Raw genomic sequence first — 21,200 nt, forward strand, 5'->3', positions numbered from 1 at the left:
CTTGTTATTGACGAAGAACCCTTGCTATCACTGAATACAAGCGCATATTATCAAAAAGCGCCGCAGTTGTGCGGCGCTTTGGAGAGAGCATGTATAGGTTAACGCGCTTCGCTGTTAGCCTTGGTGGCGAGAGGCGAGGACTTCGGTCACTTGATGGAGGCTAAGCTCTTGGTCTTGCAGCAACACCAACAAGTGATAAAGCAAGTCGGCACTTTCGTTTAATAGCTCGGCTTTATCGCCTGCCGTGGCAGCGAGGGCGACTTCGACGCCTTCTTCCCCCACTTTTTGCGCGATACGCTTGGTGCCTTTGGCAAATAAGCTCGCGGTGTAAGAGTCATCAGGCGCGGCGTCTTTGCGGCTGGCAAGCACTTGCTCTAGGCTCGATAAAAAGCCGGGTCCCGTGTGTGGCGGTTTATTATCACTGTCAAAGCAGGTGGTCGTGCCGAGGTGACAGGTGGGCCCATGCGGCGTGGCCGTGACCAATAAGGTATCTTGATCGCAATCGAGTGCAATGTGCTCAAGGCTTAACACATGACCGGAGCTTTCGCCTTTTACCCAAAGACGCGACTTGCTGCGCGACCAAAAGGTGACGCGACCGGTTTCGAGCGTCGCGTTCAGTGCATCGGCATTCATGTAGCCCAGCATCAACACTTGGCCGCTATCGCTGTGTTGGATAATCGCAGGCACCAAGCCGGCGTTTTTCTCCCAATCGATACGTTCTACCCACGCTGCCGTCATACTCTTACCTCGATCCCTTGTTGTTTTAATGTTTGTTTTAATTCGCTTATCGCGATGATTTGCTTGTGAAACACCGAGGCGGCCAGCGCGCCATCGACATTCGCTTGTAAAAAGGCGTCGGCGAAGTGCGACATGTCACCGGCACCGCCGGAGGCAATCAGGGGCACCTGACAGCGCTCTCTTACCATTTTTAGTTGGGTTAAGTCATAGCCTTGGCGCACGCCATCGCGGTTCATCATATTGAGCACGATTTCGCCTGCGCCCCGCTGTTGGACTTCCTCAACCCAGGCGGCCGTTTGCCAAGGCGTGGCCTGAGTGCGGCTTTCATCACCGGTAAATTGATAGACCTGATAGTGTCCGGTGGCTTCATCGAAGAAGGAATCAATTCCGACCACCACGCACTGCACGCCAAACTTATTGGCCAGCCGCGTGATCAAACTTGGGTCGGCCAAAGCCGGTGAATTAATCGATATCTTGTCCGCGCCGAATTCCAAGATTTGCTGGGCGTCGGCTTCGGATTTAATCCCACCGGCGACGCAAAAGGGGATATCAATTACTTCCGCGACGCGACTAACCCAGCTTTTATCGACCACCCGGCTGTCACTGGAGGCGGTGATGTCATAAAACACCAACTCGTCAGCGCCTTCTTCGGCGTAGCGTTTGGCGAGCGGGACGATATCGCCGATGATTTCGTGATTGCGAAATTGCACGCCTTTGACCACTTGTCCGTCGCGGACGTCCAAACAAGGAATTATCCGTTTTGCCAGCATGCGATCGCCTCCTCTGCGCTAAAGTTACCTTCCAGTAGGGCGCGGCCGACGATCACGCCTGCCACACCGGTGCCGCGCAAGGCGCGAATGTCTTCGAGACTGCCAATGCCGCCTGATGATTGAAACGCAATGCTCGGATAGCGCTGACACAAGTCGCGGTAAAGCGCCACATTGCTGCCTTGCAAGGTGCCATCGCGGGAGATATCGGTGCATAGCACATGCTTGAGCCCGACGGACAAATAATCGTCGAGGAGCGCTTCAATGGTGACGCCGGAGTCTTGTTGCCAGCCGGACACCGCCACGCGTCGCGTCCCGTCACTGTCAATGTGAATGTCGAGTGCCAATACAATCCGGTCAGGGCCGTAGGTTTGCATCCAGCCTTTGACCAAATCGGGGGATTTGACCGCGGTGGAGCCGATCACTACGCGCTGCGCGCCGGTGTTTAGCAGCTCAATCACGTCCATTTCGGTGCGCACGCCGCCGCCGATTTGGATATTGGCGGGCGTTGATTGCAAAATCTCGGTGATCAAATCGACCTGACGCGCGGTCGGATCTTTGGCACCGGTTAAATCCACGAGGTGCAACCAATCCGCGCCTGCTTGATGGTAACGTGCAAACTGCTCACGCGGGTCAAAACCGTAGTCGGTTTTTTGCTGATAATCCCCTTGATAAAGGCGCACCACTTGGCCATCTATCAAATCGAGTGCTGGTATAATCATCCTTGCTTACATCTCCAAAAAATTCTGAATCAAACGCGCGCCCACTTTGCCCGAGCGCTCGGGGTGAAACTGAACCCCGAAGTAGTTATCTTGATTGATGGCCGCACTGAACGCATGACCATAATGACATTGTGCCAAGGTGTAATCACCGACCGGCATCGCGTAACTGTGGACAAAATAGAAGTAGCTGCCAGCGGGAATGCCATCGAATAAGGGATGGTCATTGATAGTGGCGACCCGATTCCAACCCATATGAGGTAAAGGCTGGCCATCGGTATCCATTAGCTTGGTCGGCGCGGGGATGTGGCCAAGGCACTCAACCGGGCTATCGCCTTCATCGGAGCGTGTGCCTAGCATTTGCATGCCAAGACAAATTCCCAGTAGCGGTTGCTCAACCTGTTTAACTAAATCTACTAAGCCGCGCTCGGTGAGGTTTTTCATCGCTTCGCTGGCTGTGCCGACGCCGGGCAAAAAAAGCTTGTCTGCCCCCAGCACTACGTCGGGATCGCGGCTCAATGTGGCTTGATACCCCAAACGCTCAACAGCAAAGCGTACCGAGGACACATTGGCGCAGCCGGTATCGATAATGACGGTATGTTTGCGCATTATAAGACTCCTTTACTGCTTGGCAGCGCATCGCCTTCTACCTTAATGGCTTGACGCAAGGTGCGGCCAAAGGCTTTAAATAAGCTTTCCACCAAGTGGTGGGTGTTTTCGCCATCCACGGTCAGGTGCAGAGTACAGGCCAAGGTGTCGGTCAACGAGCGGAAGAAGTGTCCGACCATTTCGGTCGACATATCGCCCACTTGTGGCTGTGGGAAGCTGGCCTCAAATTTAAGAAACGGACGTCCGGATAAATCCAACGCACATTGCGCCAAGCACTCATCCATCGGCAGGCTAAATCCAAAACGGCCAATGCCGCGCTTATCACCCAGCGCCCGTTTAAGCGCGTCGCCCAAGGCGAGGGCGGTGTCTTCAATGGTGTGGTGGTCATCGATGTGCAAATCGCCTTTGACACCAACGCTCAGCTGAAAACCGCCGTGGGTGGCGATTTGATCCAACATGTGGTCAAAAAAGCCCAGTCCGGTTTCAATGCGGCTGCCGCCACTCTTATCCAGGTTAATAGCCACCTGAATGTCGGTTTCTTTGGTGGTGCGAGTCACCGATGCGATGCGCGGCTGCAAGGTCAGACGCTCGACAATCTGTGGCCAGCCCATCACCTCACGCTGATATTTGATCCCTTGTAGCGCCATATTGTTGGCTAAGGTGATATCGGTGTCGCGATCGCCAATCACCGCCGATTGGGCGAAATCAATTCGGCCTTGCTGCAGATAATCTTTTACCAAGCCTAATTTAGGCTTGCGGCAGCTACAGTCGTCACTATCAAAGTGCGGACAAATCAGCACGTCTTCAAAATGGATCCCTTGTGAGCGAAATAGCGCCATCATCATGTTGTGTGGTGCATCAAAGTCCGCTTGCGGGAAGCTATCGGTCCCTAAACCATCTTGATTGCTCACCATCACCAAGGTGTAGCCCGCCGCTTGCAGGCTAAGTAGTGCGGGGATCACGTCCGGCTCAAAGGCCAATTTATCCAGGCGATCCACTTGGTAGTCTTCAGGCGGCTCCACAATCAAGGTGCCATCACGGTCAATAAATAAAATCTTGTCTTTCACAGTGGTTGTCCTTATTCACTGAGCTGCTGGCGGATAAAAGCCAACACTTTTTCACATTCGTCACGGTTGCCAATACTGATGCGTAAGCTGTTCTCGACTGCGGTACGGCGCACAATAATCCCCGCATTACCCAAGTGCTTAAACACCGCATCGGTGTCGTCCAGGCCTATCAGCAGGTAGTTACCAAAGCCTGGATGCACCTTGATGCCGGGCAGCATACTGAGGCCGGCTTGCAAATAGGCACGGTTGGCGGTTAAGTCCAAAACCTGATACTTCATCCGCGCCAAGCCCGCTTCGGAGAGCGCTTGCTCGGCAATATCTGCCACGGGCACCGGCACCGGATACGGCGGGATCACCTTGAGCATCAAGTTAATAATAGCGGGATTGGCGAGGGTAAAACCGCAACGCAGTCCCGCCAGAGCGAACGCTTTGGATAGCGTGCGCAAAATGGCCAGATTATCAAAGCGTGCGAGCAAGTCGGTGCAGGTCGCTTCTGGACTAAATTCAATATAGGCTTCATCCAACACCACAATCGCGCGACCTTGGGTGCGGGTGAGTAGCGCTTCTATGTCGTCGCGGTTAATTAAATTACCGGTCGGATTATTAGGAGTACATACGAAGATAAGCTTGATGTTGGCATCTGCCTCCAAGGCGGAATCAATTCCTGCCATGTCCAGCTGCCAGTCGGCGGTGAGCGGCACTTGGGTGGTCGCAATCCCTTGGTTTTCGGCACTGACCGCATACATGCCATAGGTGGGGGGGCAAATCAGTACGCTATCTTGGTTTGGCTCGCAAAACGCGCGCAGCAATAAATCAATCCCTTCATCGGCGCCACGAGTGGTAATCACTTGGCCCGTGTCTACCCCCGCATAGTTGGCATAGGCATTAATCAATGATGCCGGCTGACAGCTGGAGTAGCGATTGAGTCCTTGGCCGCTCAGGGTATAAGCATTGTCAAAGGGGGATTCATTGGCATTGAGCCACACATCCCCGCTGCCACCGATACGGCGGGCTGACTGATAGGGCGTGAGCGCTTGTACTTGCTCACGGGCGAGTTTATCGATGCTCATACTAACGGGTCCTCTGAGGCTTGGGGTTGTTGTAGCTTATTTAGACGAATATCGACCGCTTGACGATGCGCATCCAAGCCCTCGGCTTCTGCGATTCGCATCACGGTCGGGCCCAGTGTTTGTAACCCAGTGTCGCTAAGCTCTTGCACCGTCATCCGCTTGGTAAAGTCGGCCAGTCCAAGGCTGCTGTAGGTGCGCGTGTAGCCATAAGTCGGCAACACATGGTTGGTGCCTGAGGCGTAATCACCCACGGATTCGGGCGAATAGGCGCCCAAGAAAATCGAGCCAGCGTTATCCAACAGCGGCAACAAATCTCGAGGCTGCTGAGTCTGCACAATCAAGTGCTCTGGCCCGTAGCGGTTAGAAATCGACACGCATTGGGTAAGGGTGTCGGCAATAATAATCACACTGCTGCCCAGCGCTTGCTTGGCAATTTCTGCACGACTGAGCGTGGTTAATTGCTGCTGCACCGCATCGGCGACTTTTTCTGCCATCTCGGGTGCCGGCGTCACCAGCACCACTTGCGAATCGGGGCCGTGCTCCGCTTGGCTGAGTAAATCCGCGGCAACAAAGTCGGGATCCGCGCCGGCATCAGCAATCACCAAGACTTCGGAAGGGCCGGCAGGCATGTCCATCGCCGCGCCATTGGCAGCAAGGCTCACCTGACGTTTGGCTTCGGTGACATAGGCATTGCCCGGACCAAAAATCTTATCCACCTTGGTCACACTTTGGGTGCCAAAGGCCATCGCCGCCACCGCTTGTGCGCCACCTAGGGTATAAATTTCGTCAATCTCACACAGTTTGGCGCAGTATAAAATTTCATCGGCCACCGGCGGCGGGGTACAGAGCACCACTTTACGGCAGCCGGCAATTTGTGCGGGGACGCCCAACATCAATACGGTAGAGGGCAAAGGCGCGCTACCGCCAGGAATATACAGCCCGACGCGGTTAATCGGGCGAGTGATGGATTCACATACCACCCCCGGCATGGTTTCGACTTTCAACGGCTGGGCTTTTTGTGCGCGGTGAAAGGTGCTGATGTTGTCGTAGGCTTGACGTAGAGCAAGTTTGATATCTTCCCCCAATCGCGCTTCGGCATCGGCCAAGATCGCTCTGTCGAGTTTGATGCTATCGAGCTCGACACCATCAAATTTTTTGGTCAGCGCCTTTAAACTCTCATCACCACGTTCTCTCACATCGGCGATAATCTCCGTGACACTGGCTTGGGTTTGTGCGCCGGTGGCGATGGCAGGGCGGCGCATCAAGCCCTCTTTTTGCGATTCTCCGAGTGATTTCCAAACTACTGTTCGCATGGTGACTTACTCCATCATCTTTTCAATCGGCAGGACCAAGATTGAGCTTGCGCCCAATTGTTTGAGCTTTTCCATGGTTTCCCAGAACAGATTTTCGGTACTGACAAGGTGCACCGCCACACGGCTTTTTTCGTGTGCGAGCGGCAAAATGGTCGGGTCTTCGGCACCCGGGAGTAGCTCAACAATTTTTTCTAGCGCCTCGCTCGGCGCGTGAAGCATGATGTATTTCGACTCTTTGGCTTGAATCACGCCTTGCATGCGAGTGAGCAAGCGTTCAATTAATGCGGTTTTCTCTTCGCTGAAGCTGCCTTCACGCTGAATTAACACTGCCTTGGAGCGAAAAATGACTTCGGCTTCTTTCAAGCCGTTGGCCTCTAAGGTGGCGCCCGTTGAGACCAAATCACAAATCGCATCGGCGAGCCCCGCACGTGGCGCCACTTCCACGGAGCCATTGAGCATACAGGTGCTGAAATTCACACCCTGCTTGTCCATGTAGGCTTTAAGAATATTGGGATAGGTGGTCGCAATCCGTTGCTCAGCGAGATCTTGTGGGCCGTTGTAATTTTGGTCTTTATCCAGCGCAATGGAAAGACGACAGCCACCAAAGTCGAGGCGACGAAGCAGCTGATACTGGCTCGGCTCACCCAACTTGATGCGCTCAAGGCGAACCTCTTCTAATTCGTTCTCACCAATCACACCTAAGTCAACCACGCCGTCCATGATAAGGCCAGGGATATCATCATCACGAACCAGTAGCAGATCGATGGGCATGTTTTCGGCGTGGACCACCAAGCGCTCGCCAGTGTAGTTAATTTTAACCCCGCAACGTTTGAGCAGCTCCTGGCACTCTTTGGCGAGACGGCCCTTTTTTTGGATGGCGATACGTAAGCGTTGTGTTTGCATGTGTGCTTCCTTGTCTAAAAATGAAAAGCTAAAAAAGAAAAAACCCTCGGAAGACGATGCTCCCGAGGGTCTGAATCTGTTAGCTTGCTAATGACCGACGGAAGCGCTTTTTACTCGTCTTCCAGTCGAAACCATTCCTCCCGAAAGACTAGTCAGGATGATGGTGGTGATGCATGGTCATTAGTGCTGAAATCATTGTTGGTCGTCCATTATCTAACAAAAGTGCGCTCTGTGATAAAAATAAGCTCCATACCAAAAAGCTTAACTATTTATGACCATATCAAAATCCGTTTGGATTGCAACCAGTCAAAGCGCGTTTTTTTCACGTGTCTTTATGCCAGGTCGTGCTAAGTAAGTGTCATGCTAAGTAAGCATCGCCATCGCCATGAACAGCGAGAGCGTCGACACCGAGGCTAGACATAAATATCGAGTTCACCGTCTTTTTTAGGTGTTTTTTCCTCGTGCTCTTGGTGCGGTTGCTGAGCGTGATCATTGAGATCGTCTAGCCGCCGCTCTTTACGCGCATCAATGTGTTCCGATTTGCGGATCGCCCATACTTTGGTGGGCGGTGTATGCGGCGTGCGATACACAGGACTCAAATTGCCAAGCCAGTTCATGATGGGTCCTCCTTTGGTCTTACTATTAGTATCGACCACGAAGCACCAAACTTGATGATTTTTTAACCAAGAGTTGTTTGGAATGGCGAGGCTAGGGGGCTAGCTGCAACACTTTTTAAACTTACGTCCGCTGCCACACGGGCAAGGGTCATTACGGCCGGCTTTGATATGGCCGGGGAAAACACCATCGATATATCGCCATTGAGGCTGTCCATTGATTGTTTCTTGGACAAACCGAGACCGCTCATGCAAACACTGAGGCTCACCGTCAGCAATAAAGTGGGCTTTGAAGGTCACAAACCCAAGCTCACCGTGGTTTAATACCTCGCTATCGAGCATCTCAAGTGATTGCCACTGATGATCGGTCATCATGGCAATATCATCCCGAAATGCCTCGGCGCCGCATTCGCGGTGATAGGTCGCGACAATAAAGTCCACCAAGCCTTTCGGATGTGCGCTGTAGCGGGCACGCATCAATTGCTCAGGGTGGGCAGCGTTGGCCGGATGTTGATGAACGGGCGCGCAGCATTCGGCGTAGGGTTTGTTACTACAACAAGGGCATAAATCAGTCTGCATAAAGATCTCTTAACGATGGGCTGAACAGCTTAGTGATGGGTAAAGTCGCGAGTTTGTAAGTCACAGCCTTGCGGGCCACACACTAATACCGACCCGTGTTGGTACCAATCGCCTAACACGATGCGCTGGTAATCGTGGCCTTGATCACACCATTGATGGACATGGGGGCGATGGGTATGGCCGTGAATCATGTTAACCACTCCTGCGTTATCTAACTGGCGCTGCACTTCTTGTGGCGTCACATCCATGATGGTGGACGACTTTTGCTGATTGGCATTGGCACTGCCCGCGCGCATTTTGGCCGCAATACGACGTCGCAACGCTAAGGGTAAGCATAAAAACACGTGTTGTAGCCAGCGCTGGTGGACTTTGCGGCGAAACGCTTGATAGTCAACATCCTCTAAACACAAGGTATCCCCGTGTAAGATCAGGGTAGGGGTGCCATATAAATCGATGCACTCGAGCTCGTTTAACAGGGTTACGCCGGTTTCCATAGCAAAGCGTTGACCAATCAAAAAATCACGATTGCCATGAATAAAGTACACAGGTATACCTTGCTGTGTGAGGGTCGCAAAGGCGGTTTTGATTTGCTGATGAAAGGGGCTGTGATCATCATCGCCAATCCAAGCCTCAAACAAATCTCCCAGCACATAGAGTGCATCAGCGTGGACCGCTTCCTCGGCCATAAATCGCAAAAAGCAATCAGTGATATCTTGCCGAGTAGGGCTGAGGTGTAAATCAGCAATAAAGAGGGTATGTGGCATGTATTGGCTTTTTATTGGCAAAACGAGCGGCTCACTCAAAAAGAAAGGGTAGCTTTAGCTACCCTTGTTGACGAGTGCGGCTTAGTCTTCGATAGTCACGCTATTGATTAATACTTCTTCAACAGGGACGTCTTGGTGGACATAACCCCAATTGCCGGTCGCAACGCCTTTGATCTTATTGACCACGTCCATGCCGTCGATGACTTCGGCAAACACACAGTAGCCCCAACCGTCTGGCGTCTTGGCTTTGTGATCCAGGAATAAGTTGTCATTCACGTTAATAAAGAATTGTGAACTGGCTGAATGCGGCTCCATGGTACGCGCCATGGATAAACGACCGGTAAGGTTACTTAAACCGTTATCCGCTTCGTTTTTGATCGGTGCACGCGTCGACTTTTCTTCCATGCCAGAGGCCATGCCACCGCCTTGGACCATAAAGCCGTCGATAACACGGTGGAACAGGGTTCCGTTATAAAAGCCGTCACGGCAATATTGTAAAAAGTTCTCGACCGTGGCCGGTGCTTCGTCTGCATACATGCGGAGTTTGATATCACCGAACGTGGTATGAAGAGTTACCATGATGTAATCCTGTCATTGGCTTGGCTAAAAAGGATCACAGATTTTAGCCTAACGAGCCGGGTGATCAAGCATGATCGCCCTGGATGTGGAATTAATCATCGCTAAGTGACCCCAAAGTACCGATTTGCAGGGGCGCATTGTCATTTTAATTCGTCGAGATCACTTTTATTTCTCAAGATCACTTTTATTCATCGAGATCATTCTGACGAGACAGGTTCAACATGCCCGAGCAACTTTTTGAGTAAATCAGCTAAGTTGGCTTGCTCACTAGTGGTGAGTCCAGCCAGGAGCTGATGCAAGTTATTGGTGTGATCGGTCACCGCCTTATCGATCAAATCCAGCCCTGCGTCGGTGAGTGATACATAGACCCCACGGCGATCGTTGGGATCGGGGCTGCGTGCCACCAAGCCTTTGTGCTCCAACCGATCAATACGGTTAGTCATGGCGCCGGAGGTGAGCATCAAAGCATCCAGCAGCTGATTTGGGGTTAACGTGTAGGGTTTGCCCGCACGCCGTAACGAGGCCATTACATCGAATTCCCCTGGGTTTAGATTGTATTGGCCGAAAACATGCTGCAGTTTGGGATTAATGTGGCCGTTGATACGTGCCAACCGGCCTGTAATCGCCATGGGGCTCGGATCAATATCAGGGCGTTCACGGTGCCACTGGCTCAGAATGAGATCAACCTTGTCAGTTTGTGATGGAGTAACACCTTGTTCTTGGCTTTTTGAAGCAGCCGTGGTTACTGGGTGCGTGCGCGTTGAATTTTTTGTCATAATGGTTATCGATAAAGATTCTTTATCGAAAAATAAATGATCACCCCGACCCAACTCAAGCACCGATTGGTCGGTTTTGGTTCAAATCGTGCTTTTTCTCTTAACTTGTGAACTCGGTCATCGCGCTTTATCGGGCCAGACACCGGGTCGATGCTTGCGTCACGCTAGCAGAAAAGGTGTAATAGCAGCTTCACTTTACTCATTGTCATTACTGTAACGAGTCATCTAATTATTATGTCGATGCAAACCCCCCCGTTAAAGATCTACAACTCACTGACGCGAGAGAAAGCCGTCTTTCAGCCTATCACGCCAGGAAAAATCGGTATGTATGTGTGTGGGGTGACGATTTACGATCTTTGTCATATCGGACATGGGCGCACCTTCGTTTCGTTTGACATGATTTCTCGTTACCTGCGTTATCTGGGCTTTGATCTGACCTTCGTGCGCAACATTACGGATATTGATGACAAGATCATCAAGCGTGCCGCTGAAAATGGCGAGACCTGCGATGCGTTAACAGAACGTTTGATTGGTGAAATGCATCAAGATTTTGATGCTTTAAACATGATGCGTCCTGATATCGAGCCGCGTGCGACCGATTATATTGACGAAATCATTACCTTGGTAGAAACGCTGATTGCGCGTGGTTTTGCCTATGTGGCCGATAACGGCGATGTAATGTTTGAAGTCGCTAAGTTTGATGAATACGGTAAGTTGTCTAAACAAGACTTGGATCAGCTCCAAGCTGGTGCCCGTGTGGATATTGAAACTGCGAAACGCAGCCCACTGGATTTTGTGGTGTGGAAAATGTCGAAACCCGGCGAGCCGACGTGGGAATCCCCTTGGGGCCCGGGCCGTCCAGGTTGGCACATTGAATGCTCAGCGATGAACTCAGCGCTTCTGGGTAAGCACTTTGATATTCATGGCGGCGGCTCAGACTTACAGTTCCCGCATCATGAAAACGAAATTGCTCAGTCGTGCTGTGCCCATGACACCCCGTATGTGAATACGTGGATGCACAGCGGCATGGTGATGGTCGATCGTGAGAAGATGTCTAAGTCACTTGGAAACTTCTTTACCATCCGTGACGTGCTGGTGCACTACGATGCAGAAACCGTGCGTTATTTCTTGCTGTCAGGCCATTATCGTAGCCAGCTTAATTATAGCGACGAAAATCTTAACCAAGCCCGCTCAGCATTAGAGCGCCTTTATACCGCATTGCGTGGTTTAGACACTCAGGCAACCCCGGCAGGTGGCGACGAGTACGTGGCGCGTTTTGAAGCGGCAATGAATGACGACTTCAATACGCCAGAAGCTTATTCAGTGTTGTTTGATATGGCCCGTGAGATTAACCGCTTACGCGGCGATGATATGGCAGCGGCATCCGCACTGGGCGCGCAAATGCGCAAATTGGCGTCTATTCTTGGTTTGCTCGAGCAAGACGCCGATAACTTCTTGCAAGGTGATGCTGGCGCGGATGATGAAGTTGCTGACATTGAAGCCTTAATTCAAACACGTAATGATGCTCGTAAAGCCAAAGACTTCGCGGCAGCCGATGCGGCGCGCGATGCACTGACCGCGATGGGCATTGTGTTGGAAGATGGCCCACAAGGCACCACCTGGCGCCGTAAGTAAGCAGATAAAGCGCCATCCGGCCAAGAATAATAGCAATCTAATGGAAACGGAGCCAAATAAGGCTCCGTTTGTTATTGTCGGTGTGATAACCGTGTGACACAGAAGGTCAAATGCGTGAAGGCACCGGCCTGGATTACCGTCCAGGCTTTACTTCACGCTTATCGGGCTCAGGCAGTTCACTACCACAATGTTTACAAAAGTCCGCATCAGACTCGTGCCCCCCTTTTGAACAGTTTGGGCATTTAACTAACTGGCGATGCAGTGTCATTTGTTGGCCTATTTCAGCAGTAATGATCCCGGTGGGGACAGCGATAATGGAATAGCCCATCAGCATAGTGAAAGAGGCTAGCGTCTTACCAATATCCGTTTGGGGGACCAAATCGCCATATCCGACAGTGGTAAGCGTTACTATCGCCCAATAAATGGCATAAGGAATACTGGTGAAACCATTCTCTGGTCCTTCTATCACATACATTAGAGCGCCGAATACTGTGACCAGAATCATGACCGTGGAAAAGAAAATCATCACCTTGCGTGATGACATGATCATCGAACGCATCAGAATATTGGAGTCTTCCAAAAAGCGCATGAGTCTCAGTATACGGAAAATACGTAATACACGGAGCAGACGCACCACCATCATATAAGTCGTGCCCGGAACAAATACGGCGATGTAAGTGGGGAGAATGGCAAGCAGGTCCACGACGCCATAAAAACTACGTGCATAGGCGGATGGGCGTGGGGAGCAATAGAGACGTAGCAAATACTCAATGGTAAAAATGCCAGTAAATCCCCACTCAATCCAATATAGCCATTGTGACCAGCGGGCGTGGACACTTGCGATCGACTCCAGCATCAATGCCACCATTGATGCCAAAATCATGACGATCAATGCCAGATCAAACACCTTACCGTGCTTGGTTTCCGTACCAAAAATTGTGGTATATAAGTAATGCTGCAATCGGCTTTGTGGTTTGTTCATGGGCTTTCCTTGCTCGAAAAACATGATGATTGAGCTGAAAAACCGACACTGCAACACATAACATGGCTACAAAGCTCAACGTGCCGGTTTTTGATATTTGTTTGCCGTGTAGCCTAAGGTCAATCTGCGACAGGATCAGTTAAGGCCTGGAAACAAAGCCCGCATGCCAGAGGCAATAAACTCGATCCCGAGAGAGCCGAGAATCAGACCCATGATTCGAGTGATCACGTTAATACCGGTTTGTCCCAAGAATTTTACCACCGCAGGTCCCACTTTAAATAACCCCCAAATGCCAGCGGCGAAGATCACCAGGGTTGAAATAAGCGTGACCGTACTCCATGTATCAGGGTATTGGGAACCGTAAACAATGGTCGAACTGATCGCGCCGGGGCCCGCAAGCAACGGCATGGCAAGCGGCACCACGCCCACTTGCTCACGGCTGATGGTTTCTGACTGCTCCTGCTTGTTTTGTTTACCTTCTCCTAACTTACCGTTCATCATCGTAAAAGCGATACTGAGCAGCAGCATACCGCCGGCGACACGGAAAGAGTCTAAAGAAATACTGAACAAGTCGAGCAACATCTGACCGGCAAGCAAGGACACAATCAAGATAATCGCCACCGCGATCGCTGCGGTATACGCAGTGCGGTTTCGTTCTTGCTTGTCAAGATGCACGGTGAGGGTCACAAAAACGGGCATGATACCGATAGGGTTCACGGCGGCAAAAAGCCCGACAAAAAACTGTACAAAAATCATGGTGTCAAAAACGGCCATGGCGAATCTCGTGATGCTGTGAGGAAGTCCAGTTTCTCTCGGGTTAAAAGGTGGGGCCAGTATAGCGACCTCAGCTTAAAAACCAACCGCTTAACCTTACATTTTCTGCAAGTCTTGATTGCGGTTTTAGTGAAATCATGGGAGGGAGCAAAAAAGTCCCTAAATGAGTGAGCAAGATTGTTAGCGCAGACTATACTGAGCCACTAAACGGTTTTTACTTACTAGAGGAAAAAGAGTCACATTGGTGGGCTTAGAAGAATAAAAGAAACAGCTTTATGGTAGACACTCACTTTTTGTTGAAAAAATAATACAAAATCAACGCTTTTGTTGGCCTCGCATGTAAAGCTCGTGTTACTTTGGTGAAAATATTAGACACGCGGACTGTGTGCTACATGATGAATAAGCCCAATGTTCATGGGGGTTAAGCAGTAAATTCGTCGTGATTGATTTGATAACAAATGATCGAGATCAAGTTGCTATCGCTGTGAAAATTTATACTCAGTTTTGAAAGTTATTTACTAAATGCGATGCCGTTAGGGTGAAGAAATCTCGGTTAGAGGGGTCAAACGCCAGGCAACCATCAAAAACCCAACCAAGCGGGTAGTCTGGTGGTCGCAAGCAGTTACTAAATGATTTTCAAATATGAACCAGGAGACAACTATGCCTGTTACTAATATTGCCGAACTCAACGCGATGGTTGAGCGTGTCAAAAAGGCACAACAAGAATTTGCTACCTATTCACAGGAGCAAGTAGACAAGATCTTCCGAGCTGCATCACTGGCAGCAAACAACGCGCGTATCCCGCTGGCTAAACAAGCCGTCGAAGAGTCAGGCATGGGTATCCTCGAAGACAAGGTTATCAAAAACCACTTCGCGTCTGAGTTCATCTACAACAAATACAAAGACGATAAAACCTGCGGCATTTTGGAAGAGAATGACGAATTCGGCACCATGACCATTGCCGAACCAGTGGGTCTTATCTGCGGCATCGTTCCAACCACGAACCCAACATCAACAGCGATCTTCAAATCTCTGATCTCACTGAAAACCCGTAACGGCATCATCTTCTCGCCACACCCACGTGCGAAAAACTCCACCAATGATGCCGCAAAACTGGTTCTCGACGCCGCGGTTGCCGCTGGTGCGCCTAAAGATATTATTGGCTGGATTGATCAACCGTCTGTTGAGCTTTCTAACGCACTGATGAAGCACGATGACATCAACCTGATTCTGGCCACGGGTGGCCCAGGCATGGTGAAAGCGGCTTACTCATCTGGTAAACCAGCTATCGGCGTGGGTGCGGGTAACGTACCTGTCGTGATTGACGAGACTGCAGACATTAAGCGTGCTGTAGCTTCTGTACTCATGTCTAAAACCTTCGATAACGGCGTGGTATGTGCGTCAGAGCAAGCGGTTATCGTGATGGACGAAGTGTATGACGAAGTCAAAGAACGTTTCGCTTCTCACAAAGGCCATGTATTGAGTAAAACCGACGCCGACAAAGTGCGTAAAGTGTTGCTTATTAACGGCAACCTGAACGCAGATATCGTCGGTCAATCAGCAACAAAAATTGCCGATATAGCAGGCGTAAGCGTCCCATCAGACACAAAAATACTGATTGGTGAAGGCCTGGAAATCAGCATTGAAGAAGAATTTGCACACGAGAAACTCTCACCAACCTTGGGTATGTTCCGTGCCAAGAGCTTTGAGCACGCTGTCGACATGGCTTGCAAAATGGTAGAAATGGGCGGTATCGGTCACACATCAGGCCTGTATACCAACCAAGACGTCAACCAAGACCGCATTAAATATTTCGGTGACCGCCTGAAAACAGCACGTATTCTGGTGAACATTCCAACGACGCACGGTGGTATCGGTGATTTGTACAACTTTAACGTTGCACCGTCACTCACTCTGGGTTGTGGCTCATGGGGGGGGAACTCAATCTCTGAGAACGTTGGGCCTAAACACCTGATGAACAAGAAAACTGTTGCGAAGCGAGCTGAGAACATGCTGTGGCACAAACTACCAAAATCTATCTACTTCCGTCGCGGCAGCTTGCCAATCGCACTGGGTGATTTGGAAGACAAGAAACGTGCGATGATCGTGACTGACCGCTTCCTATTTAACAACGGTTATTCAGAGCAAATTGAGTCACTGCTTAAAGCGCAAGGCATGGATGTAAACACTTTCTTCGAAGTGGAAGCGGATCCAACGCTAAGCGTGGTACGCAAAGGTGCTGAAGCGATGCAAAGCTTCCAGCCTGACGTGATTATCGCTCTTGGTGGTGGTTCACCGATGGACGCAGCGAAAATTATGTGGGTGATGTACGAGCATCCAGAAACCGCGTTCGAAGAACTCGCAATGCGCTTTATGGATATCCGTAAACGTATCTACAAATTCCCGAAAATGGGTAAAAAAGCCGAATTGGTTTGTGTAACAACCACTTCAGGTACTGGTTCAGAAGTCACGCCGTTTGCGGTTGTGACTGACGACGAAACCGGTGCGAAATACCCACTGGCTGACTACGAGCTGACACCACAAATGGCGATTGTTGATGCCAACCTGGTGATGAACATGCCGAAGTCGCTGACAGCCTTTGGTGGTTACGATGCGATTACTCACGCGATGGAAGCTTACGTGTCTATCCTGTCAAATGAGTACTCGGAAGGGCAAGCGTTGCAAGCGCTGAAACTGCTGAAAGACTATCTGCCAGCAAGCTACACGCACGGTGCTAACGACCCCATCGCACGTGAGAAAGTGCACAATGGTGCCACCATTGCCGGCATCGCGTTTGCCAACGCCTTCTTGGGTGTGTGTCACTCCATGGCGCATAAACTTGGTGCTGAGTTCCACCTGCCGCATGGCCTGGCGAACGCATTATTGATTTCAAACGTGGTACGTTTTAACGCCAATGACAACCCAACCAAGCAAACGGCATTCTCGCAGTACGACCGCCCACAAGCACGTCGTCGCTATGCAGAAATCGCTGACCACTTGGGTCTGGCCCAAGCCGGTGACCGTACCGCACAGAAAATTGAGCGTTTGTTAACCTGGCTTGAAGACATGAAGCTGAAACTAGACATCCCAACCTCTATCCAAGCGGCGGGTGTACCAGAAGCAGACTTCATGGCCAAACTGGACGAGCTGGCGGAAGAAGCGTTTGATGACCAATGCACCGGTGCAAACCCACGCTACCCACTCATCAAAGAGCTGAAAGAAGTGTTGGTTGCGTCCTACTATGGCAAGCCTTACGTTGAAGGTGAAACCTTTGAAGGCACCACGGTTATCAAAAAAAGAGATGACCAACCCGCTGCAGCGCCGACCAAAGCGGCTAAAGCTGACGCAAAAGCGAAAGCTGAGTAAAAGGACCAAAAAGCAGACGCCTAATGTAACCTAGGCAACCGCTTAACGAAAAAGACCCGCCACCGGCGGGTCTTTTTCGTTTTATCCGCGTGATTGCTTAATCTTACGATTGAACACAAGTCCCAGCGCTTATGCTGACCTACGTGATATTCAGGCTTTTTGAATACAGAGCGCTTCGCTTACGGAATACGGAAAAAGACGAGACGCTTCGCTTCTTGCTCGTTCCCACGCTCCTGCGTGGGAATGCATACAATGACAAAATTTATACATCGATGGTGCCATTGGCGACGATGACACAAGCCCCAGCACGATGATGGGTATGTGCACATTGTCAACGGGCGCCTGTCACGATCGAGGTTAATCGTTGGCCCCGGTGTCGGATGGCGCGCGGCCAACATCGTGATAATGATTGGCGTTGTGCTGGCGCTTATACCGACCTACGCCTGGTTTATATATCGATGGTGCCATTGGCGACGATGATACAAGCCCTGGCAAGATGTTGGATAAGTGCACATTGTCAACGGGCGCCTGTCACGTTTGGCGCCAAATTTAACACCGGCGCCAACTTTGACCTTAATGTCCGATGGCGCCGTGCAACGGGCGCCACGCCCTCCACGGAGGGATCCCTCCTGTTATCCGTTCTTGCACGCACTTCACACTTCAGCCAGTGCTAACCTAACGATGACAACAAACCTATCCAAAAATCTGGTCTGTTCAGTAGAATACATCGCCATGGTTCTTGATTGGTGGACAATGCGGTGGGATATAAACTCATTAGACTAACTGAACTTATGGCGTATGAGTTTGGGTAACCGTTCAGCACTTGCCGCTAGAGCTAATCAATCTGGCAGTGTGGCCGGCGGCGCTGGTGGTAGCAGTCACAGTGCGCATGCTGCAATCAATATCGAAGACACCTATGTACCCGAGCCGGTAAAACCTGACCGCTCAAATGAGCCGCCACCCCTTAAATACGAATACTGTTTTGAGGTTGCTAGCTCGGATAAGGTATTTAGCAAAACGGTGGGGTGTAAGTTTCAATTAGCCACAACACAGCAAGAAGGCGTGAAGGATGATTGGCAAACCGCGCGCACTGAGCATGGCACCAAGTACACCACTTATACCGCATTCAACGAGCCCAAAAAGCTTATCGCTAAAATTGCATCGGCTTCAATGGGCATCAGCGTGCCCGAGCCCGTGCAGGTAAAGTCGATTGGCTCAGGTATCATCCAAGAAGCCTTTATTCCTGTGACACCTTCTGTTCAACTCGGCGAGCGACTGGGCCTACCCACCGAAGGTTATTACTACCATTTTTACCAAAATCGCTTGGTGCAGGAGTACAAGCTGCTGGGTGATGGCAAATGGCAGTTTTTAGCCACGCGCTCTAGACATGACAGACTCAACCAGGCGCAAGGTTTTAATCGTTATCAAAGCGCCATTCTGGTGTACTGGAAGATTGGCGGGAAAGAAGTCGAAGACCAACATCTTGTCTATCTCAAAGAACCGATTACGCGTGACTTGCTTGATAACCTAGACGACGAATGGCTGGAAGAAAACGGCATTAAACTGTCTATCAATGAATTACTCGCCGCGCCCAAGCAAGCTATCGCCAAACGAGATGAACCTTCATCTGAAAAAGAGACCGATAAGCGTGATGAGTCAAAACAGCCGACAACCCACACGGTCAAAACCGATCCGGCTACCCGACAACGTGAATCATGGCCCGCCATTGCCGAACAACATGGCTTATCCGCCAAGCAGCTATTGGATTTGAACCCGCAGTATGACGCCGATCCAATGTCGTTAGCCGTGGGTGATAGCCTAACGGTCAGTCAGCCGGCGGCGAAAAAAGAAAAGCAATCAATAACGCGTAATTTACCACCAGAAAAACCACAGAAATATAACCTTGCTGCTAATACCCACTACACATTTGATGGCATTTTGCAGGGGACGTCGGTCAAACCAATAAATCATGACAAAATGCTGAGCGCTGAAATTTCAGTTGTCAATTTAACTCAGCTATCCCCTCAAGACGTTGATGATGTGTATCTTGTTTTTGCTGACAAACGAATGAGCATGGAGGGTTTTGCACTTGAAACATATTTATCAAATCAAGAACATATAATCGAGCATGTTCTTAATTCAAATCCTCATTTGAGACGTAGTTTTAGCCAGATTATTGAAGGAATGCCCCTTGTCGTGTCGCCTTGGTCTGAAGTCCATCCGGATGAAGAGTTTGCCATCAAACAGGCTAACGACTTAATGACTGAGTTCCTCACCCTTTCAAGTGAACAGAAAAAGTGGTTCGCAGAGCATCACGAAACAACAACGAATGCGCTACTTTTGAGTGCAACATCTGGCCTAGATATTCACCAGCAGGACGCAAACACATCTATGCTGGCCGAGCTAGATCTTAACCACCTTTTGGCTGGCTCTGGCGCTGTGATTGCCGGCGCTCAGGTCCAAGGTGACAAAATAAGCAAAAAAATGAAGTCCTTTGCTGACTACTCTCGTCACGTAGCTTCTCGAACGGAGGGGCTGTCAGGACCAAAGCTATACTCTCACCCTGACTACAAAGCATGGAGAAAAGAAGCCCGCACATTTCAGCAAGAGATGAAGTTAATACTGACGGAGATTGGAAAGCCAGGATATATTAGAAACATACAGACAAAGCGTATCAATAATTACCTAAATGTCGGTAAACGTCAACTTTACCGAGCAAGAGACTTTTCTAAAGCAATTTCTGGTATTGAAATGACCGCATTGTATAAACAGGCGATGTCATTTAGCCGCTCATTAGGTATCGCTAACGGTCTCGTAATTGGAGCCGGGTTATATGGAAACGCTACTGATGTGGTAACTACATGTAATAGTAGTGGCTGGTTTGAGGAAACCTGTAATCGTAACTTGGTGAATAACGTTGTTTCCGGTGCTGTAAATGTTGGTGCTGGTATTCGGATAGGTATAGCTTTAGCTGCCATTCATGTAACAGGAGGCTTATCGATAGCTTTAGTTACAGGAGGAACCTTCTTTTGGGGATCATATGGCGGTGACATATCTAATAAAGTGGGTAAGTTCGCAGAGGAAGTGATTTTTGATTGATAAAATACCTGAAGTAAGCTTATATATTTTTTTACTTACTTTTTTTCCATGGATAACGCTATTAATATACTTGTCCATTAAGCTTAGAAAGAACAAACATGCATTGATACACAGTATTTCAGACAGTGCTCCATCTCGATTCCGTGAACGTTCAAAAATGATGATGGAAAGTAATTTATCTTGGCTTGCTGCGAGTTGCTTTGCGTTTGAGATCTTTGGGTATGTGATGCTCAGGTATGCTTGGAGAATTTCTCAGTCAGATATATATCTTTGGAGAAAAAGTATTCAGTCTATATTGGGAAAGAATTTCCCTCTTTATTTTATCAAGACACGCTTAATGGATATCTGCCTGGCAAGCCTATTAATAGTATTGATAAGCATGTTGTTTCGCTAAAAATAATGCAATAGGACTTGCAAGGGCTCCTGATGCTGTGAGATGCGCTATTGACTATGGTTTAGCTTTAGCACCTGTGAGTCTGAGTAGGGAGATAGGTACACAAGCCCCGGCACTATGATTGTAGTGGCATAGTGAATTTGGCCACCTGATTAGAGGTGTTAAGATACGCCTCATAGCAYGACAGGTGAAACCATGACCAAACGCACAAGACGTACTTTCAGCGCTGAATTTAAACGTGAAGCCGCTGAGCTTGTTCTCGAACAAAACTACACGATTATCGAAGCAGCTACTGCCATGGGCGTGGGCAAATCCACCATGGACAAGTGGGTAAGACAACTGAGACAAGAGCAACAAGGCGTTACGCCTCATGCTTCCCCCATCACACAAGAGCAAATTGAAATTCGGGAGCTAAAGAAAAAGCTGGCGCGCCTTGAGGAGCATAATGACAT

The 21,200-nt window shown here is 49.9% G+C and carries 19 protein-coding genes and 1 other annotated feature; of the genes, 4 read left to right on the forward strand and 15 right to left on the reverse strand.

Annotated elements, in window-relative coordinates:
* Positions 1–114: 114 nt before the first annotated feature.
* The 13 genes from hisIE to BZG77_RS04900 form a co-directional block, all read right to left on the reverse strand.
* Positions 115–738 (reverse strand): bifunctional phosphoribosyl-AMP cyclohydrolase/phosphoribosyl-ATP diphosphatase HisIE, encoded by a 624-nt coding sequence (gene hisIE, locus BZG77_RS04840; RefSeq protein WP_021022340.1) that lies wholly within the window; start codon positions 736–738, stop codon positions 115–117.
* Complete coding sequence (gene hisF, locus BZG77_RS04845) at positions 735–1,508, reverse strand: imidazole glycerol phosphate synthase subunit HisF (RefSeq protein ID WP_077646407.1); 774 nt, start codon at positions 1,506–1,508, stop codon at positions 735–737. The genes hisIE and hisF overlap by 4 nt, the downstream gene beginning before the upstream one ends.
* Positions 1,490–2,227 carry a 1-(5-phosphoribosyl)-5-[(5-phosphoribosylamino)methylideneamino]imidazole-4-carboxamide isomerase gene (gene hisA / locus BZG77_RS04850; RefSeq protein WP_077460405.1) on the reverse strand — a complete coding sequence of 246 codons (738 nt, stop codon included), beginning with the start codon at positions 2,225–2,227 and terminating at the stop codon, positions 1,490–1,492. Before hisA ends, hisF begins: the two co-directional genes overlap by 19 nt.
* A gap of 6 nt (positions 2,228–2,233) precedes the next feature.
* On the reverse strand, positions 2,234–2,833 hold the full coding sequence (gene hisH / locus BZG77_RS04855; protein WP_077646408.1) for an imidazole glycerol phosphate synthase subunit HisH: 600 nt from the start codon (positions 2,831–2,833) through the stop codon (positions 2,234–2,236).
* Positions 2,833–3,900: a bifunctional histidinol-phosphatase/imidazoleglycerol-phosphate dehydratase HisB gene (gene hisB, locus BZG77_RS04860; protein ID WP_077646409.1), complete on the reverse strand. Its 1,068-nt coding sequence runs from the start codon at positions 3,898–3,900 to the stop codon at positions 2,833–2,835. Before hisB ends, hisH begins: the two co-directional genes overlap by 1 nt.
* Positions 3,901–3,911: 11 nt before the next feature.
* The gene (gene hisC / locus BZG77_RS04865) at positions 3,912–4,964 is read right to left on the reverse strand and encodes a histidinol-phosphate transaminase (protein ID WP_108743947.1); all 1,053 of its coding nucleotides are present in this window, start codon (positions 4,962–4,964) and stop codon (positions 3,912–3,914) included.
* Between the two features lie 2 nt (positions 4,965–4,966).
* Positions 4,967–6,283 (reverse strand): histidinol dehydrogenase, encoded by a 1,317-nt coding sequence (hisD, locus tag BZG77_RS04870; RefSeq protein WP_077646411.1) that lies wholly within the window; start codon positions 6,281–6,283, stop codon positions 4,967–4,969.
* A 6-nt stretch (positions 6,284–6,289) separates the two neighbouring features.
* Positions 6,290–7,186, reverse strand: coding sequence for an ATP phosphoribosyltransferase (gene hisG, locus BZG77_RS04875; protein ID WP_077460410.1), 897 nt, complete (start codon positions 7,184–7,186; stop codon positions 6,290–6,292).
* A gap of 34 nt (positions 7,187–7,220) precedes the next feature.
* Positions 7,221–7,359: a sequence feature (His leader region), on the reverse strand.
* 240 nt (positions 7,360–7,599) lie between these two features.
* Positions 7,600–7,803: a hypothetical protein gene (locus BZG77_RS04880; RefSeq protein WP_077646412.1), complete on the reverse strand. Its 204-nt coding sequence runs from the start codon at positions 7,801–7,803 to the stop codon at positions 7,600–7,602.
* A 99-nt stretch (positions 7,804–7,902) separates the two neighbouring features.
* Positions 7,903–8,379, reverse strand: coding sequence for a YchJ family metal-binding protein (locus tag BZG77_RS04885; protein WP_077646413.1), 477 nt, complete (start codon positions 8,377–8,379; stop codon positions 7,903–7,905).
* 29 nt (positions 8,380–8,408) lie between these two features.
* Positions 8,409–9,143, reverse strand: a complete 735-nt coding sequence (gene lpxH, locus BZG77_RS04890) for a UDP-2,3-diacylglucosamine diphosphatase (RefSeq protein WP_077646414.1) — start codon at positions 9,141–9,143, stop codon at positions 8,409–8,411.
* Between the two features lie 81 nt (positions 9,144–9,224).
* Positions 9,225–9,722 (reverse strand): peptidylprolyl isomerase, encoded by a 498-nt coding sequence (locus BZG77_RS04895; RefSeq protein ID WP_077646415.1) that lies wholly within the window; start codon positions 9,720–9,722, stop codon positions 9,225–9,227.
* A gap of 197 nt (positions 9,723–9,919) precedes the next feature.
* Positions 9,920–10,498, reverse strand: coding sequence for a MarR family winged helix-turn-helix transcriptional regulator (locus tag BZG77_RS04900; protein ID WP_077646428.1), 579 nt, complete (start codon positions 10,496–10,498; stop codon positions 9,920–9,922).
* A 240-nt stretch (positions 10,499–10,738) separates the two neighbouring features.
* Here BZG77_RS04900 and cysS point away from each other — a divergent pair, with 240 nt between their 5' ends.
* A complete protein-coding gene (gene cysS, locus BZG77_RS04905) occupies positions 10,739–12,133 on the forward strand; it encodes a cysteine--tRNA ligase (RefSeq protein WP_108743948.1) in 1,395 nt (464 codons plus the stop codon).
* Positions 12,134–12,266: 133 nt separating this feature from the next.
* Here cysS and BZG77_RS04910 read toward each other — a convergent pair whose 3' ends face one another.
* Both BZG77_RS04910 and BZG77_RS04915 read right to left on the reverse strand, forming a co-directional pair.
* A complete protein-coding gene (locus tag BZG77_RS04910) occupies positions 12,267–13,115 on the reverse strand; it encodes an ion transporter (RefSeq protein WP_077460414.1) in 849 nt (282 codons plus the stop codon).
* A 135-nt stretch (positions 13,116–13,250) separates the two neighbouring features.
* Positions 13,251–13,889, reverse strand: a complete 639-nt coding sequence (locus BZG77_RS04915; protein ID WP_077460415.1) for a YchE family NAAT transporter — start codon at positions 13,887–13,889, stop codon at positions 13,251–13,253.
* A 642-nt stretch (positions 13,890–14,531) separates the two neighbouring features.
* Between BZG77_RS04915 and adhE the strand changes: the two genes are divergently transcribed.
* The 3 genes from adhE to BZG77_RS04940 all read left to right on the forward strand — a co-directional run.
* Positions 14,532–17,255, forward strand: coding sequence for a bifunctional acetaldehyde-CoA/alcohol dehydrogenase (gene adhE / locus BZG77_RS04920; protein WP_274532596.1), 2,724 nt, complete (start codon positions 14,532–14,534; stop codon positions 17,253–17,255).
* Between the two features lie 804 nt (positions 17,256–18,059).
* Positions 18,060–20,354, forward strand: a complete 2,295-nt coding sequence (locus tag BZG77_RS04930; protein ID WP_131826133.1) for a LysM peptidoglycan-binding domain-containing protein — start codon at positions 18,060–18,062, stop codon at positions 20,352–20,354.
* A 589-nt stretch (positions 20,355–20,943) separates the two neighbouring features.
* A partial coding sequence (locus BZG77_RS04940) for a transposase (RefSeq protein ID WP_131826134.1) occupies positions 20,944–21,200 on the forward strand: 257 nt, incomplete at its 3' end.

The organism is Salinivibrio sp. IB643 (genome assembly GCF_001996105.1).
GTDB lineage: Bacteria > Pseudomonadota > Gammaproteobacteria > Enterobacterales > Vibrionaceae > Salinivibrio > Salinivibrio costicola.

Bases quoted from the DNA above. Each gene is read 5' to 3' on its own strand.
- hisIE (WP_021022340.1), bottom strand. From the start codon at position 738: ATGACGGCAGCGTGGGTAGAACGTATCGATTGGGAGAAAAACGCCGGC.
- hisF (WP_077646407.1), bottom strand. From the start codon at position 1,508: ATGCTGGCAAAACGGATAATTCCTTGTTTGGACGTCCGCGACGGACAA.
- hisA (WP_077460405.1), bottom strand. From the start codon at position 2,227: ATGATTATACCAGCACTCGATTTGATAGATGGCCAAGTGGTGCGCCTT.
- hisH (WP_077646408.1), bottom strand. From the start codon at position 2,833: ATGCGCAAACATACCGTCATTATCGATACCGGCTGCGCCAATGTGTCC.
- hisD (WP_077646411.1), bottom strand. From the start codon at position 6,283: ATGCGAACAGTAGTTTGGAAATCACTCGGAGAATCGCAAAAAGAGGGC.
- hisG (WP_077460410.1), bottom strand. From the start codon at position 7,186: ATGCAAACACAACGCTTACGTATCGCCATCCAAAAAAAGGGCCGTCTC.
- BZG77_RS04880 (WP_077646412.1), bottom strand. From the start codon at position 7,803: ATGAACTGGCTTGGCAATTTGAGTCCTGTGTATCGCACGCCGCATACA.
- BZG77_RS04885 (WP_077646413.1), bottom strand. From the start codon at position 8,379: ATGCAGACTGATTTATGCCCTTGTTGTAGTAACAAACCCTACGCCGAA.
- lpxH (WP_077646414.1), bottom strand. From the start codon at position 9,143: ATGCCACATACCCTCTTTATTGCTGATTTACACCTCAGCCCTACTCGG.
- BZG77_RS04895 (WP_077646415.1), bottom strand. From the start codon at position 9,722: ATGGTAACTCTTCATACCACGTTCGGTGATATCAAACTCCGCATGTAT.
- BZG77_RS04900 (WP_077646428.1), bottom strand. From the start codon at position 10,498: ATGACAAAAAATTCAACGCGCACGCACCCAGTAACCACGGCTGCTTCA.
- cysS (WP_108743948.1), top strand. From the start codon at position 10,739: ATGCAAACCCCCCCGTTAAAGATCTACAACTCACTGACGCGAGAGAAA.
- BZG77_RS04910 (WP_077460414.1), bottom strand. From the start codon at position 13,115: ATGAACAAACCACAAAGCCGATTGCAGCATTACTTATATACCACAATT.
- BZG77_RS04915 (WP_077460415.1), bottom strand. From the start codon at position 13,889: ATGGCCGTTTTTGACACCATGATTTTTGTACAGTTTTTTGTCGGGCTT.
- adhE (WP_274532596.1), top strand. From the start codon at position 14,532: ATGAACCAGGAGACAACTATGCCTGTTACTAATATTGCCGAACTCAAC.